Origin of the sequence: Aeromonas sp. HMWF015 (assembly GCF_963878965.1) — a bacterium.
Lineage (GTDB): Bacteria > Pseudomonadota > Gammaproteobacteria > Enterobacterales > Aeromonadaceae > Aeromonas > Aeromonas veronii.
In genome coordinates this window covers 805-2,108 of record NZ_CAWNZT010000192.1, presented here as the reverse complement: position 1 = coordinate 2,108, position 1,304 = coordinate 805, and the positions used below count along the sequence as shown (strand labels likewise).

General features: G+C 63.2%; 2 protein-coding genes. Both read left to right on the top strand.

Features of this window, described 5'->3' with window-relative positions; genetic code table 11:
* Positions 1-254: FtsX-like permease family protein (locus AACS18_RS10130; protein ID WP_146184880.1), on the top strand; the 254-nt coding region annotated here is incomplete at its 5' end.
* A 203-nt stretch (positions 255-457) separates the two neighbouring features.
* Positions 458-1,304, top strand: an 847-nt coding sequence (locus AACS18_RS10125; protein ID WP_108614210.1) for a lipocalin-like domain-containing protein, incomplete at its 3' end; no start/stop codon positions are given.

The following is a 1,304-nucleotide window of genomic DNA, read 5'->3' as shown; positions in this document are numbered from 1 at the left end:
GTCTGGGCTTGAGCCCCCGCCATTGCCGCCAGCTGCTGGTGTGGCAAGGGGCGGGATTGGGGCTCCTTACCGCCCTGCTTGCCCTGCCGATGGGGTATGGCCTCGCCTGGGTGCTGATCGAGGTGGTCAATCCCCGCGCCTTTGGCTGGCGACTCGCTTTCGAAGCCGCCCCCCTTCATGCGGTCACCGCCCTGTTGCTGGCACCGGTATGTGGCGCATTGGCCTCCTGGTATGCCGCAAGGAGAGTGGTATGAAATATCGGTTAGCGCACTGGCTTAGCCATGGCTTGAAGCTCCCATTGACCACTTCCCTCTCTCCGCCCTTTTTTCAGTGCAGAGAAGAGCACAGTGCGGCATTGAACCATCCCCTCTCCCTTCGGGAGAGGGCCAGGGTGAGGGGAAGCTTGTCCTCCTTACGGCCCCTGTGGCTCGCAGCCCTCTTGCTCCCGCTGATTGCCATGATCGACAGCGCGCAGGCCAGCGATCTGGGCGCCCTGCTCGGCGGCGGCAACGACAGCTTCAAAAAGGTGCTGCCGGGGCAAACCATCCAATTGCCGGAGGATCACGCCGCCCACCCCGATTACCGCTCCGAGTGGTGGTATCTCACCGGCAACCTCAAGGATGAACAGGGGCGCGAATATGGCATGCAGTGGACCTTGTTTCGGCAGGGTATCGAACAAGAACTCCGCACCAGCAACCCCTGGCTCACGCCCCAGCTCTGGCTGGCCCAGTTTGCCATCACGGATCTCGACCGTGGCAGCCACCAGCAAGATGAACGGGCCAGTCGGCAGGGGCCGGGACTGGCGGGGGCCAGCGGCGGTCAATATTGGCTAAGGGAGTGGCGGCTTGCCTCGCAAGGAGCCGCGCTGTTCCCTGCCACCCTCAAGGTGCAGAGCAAGATTGGCGAGCTGAACCTCACCGTCACTGCCACCAAGCCGCTGGTGCTGCAAGGCAAGGCCGGTTACAGCGAGAAGAGCCCGGGCAACGCCTCCTTTTACTACTCCTACCCGCGCCTCACTCTTCGCGGCACCCTGACTCGTGATGGCGAAACCCGCACCGTCACCGGACAAGGCTGGTTTGATCACGAGTGGAGCAGCTCGGTATTGGCCGAGTGGCAATCGGGCTGGGACTGGTTTTCGCTGCAACTGGCCGATGGCCGCGAGCTGATGTTGTTTCGCCTGCGCACCAAATCGGGCCGCGCTAATCCCGAAAACCAGCCCGAAAACCGCTACGGCATCTTGATTGAGCGGGACGGCAGCAGCCGGGTACTCGCCCCCGACGCGATTCACCTTACGCCGGGCAACA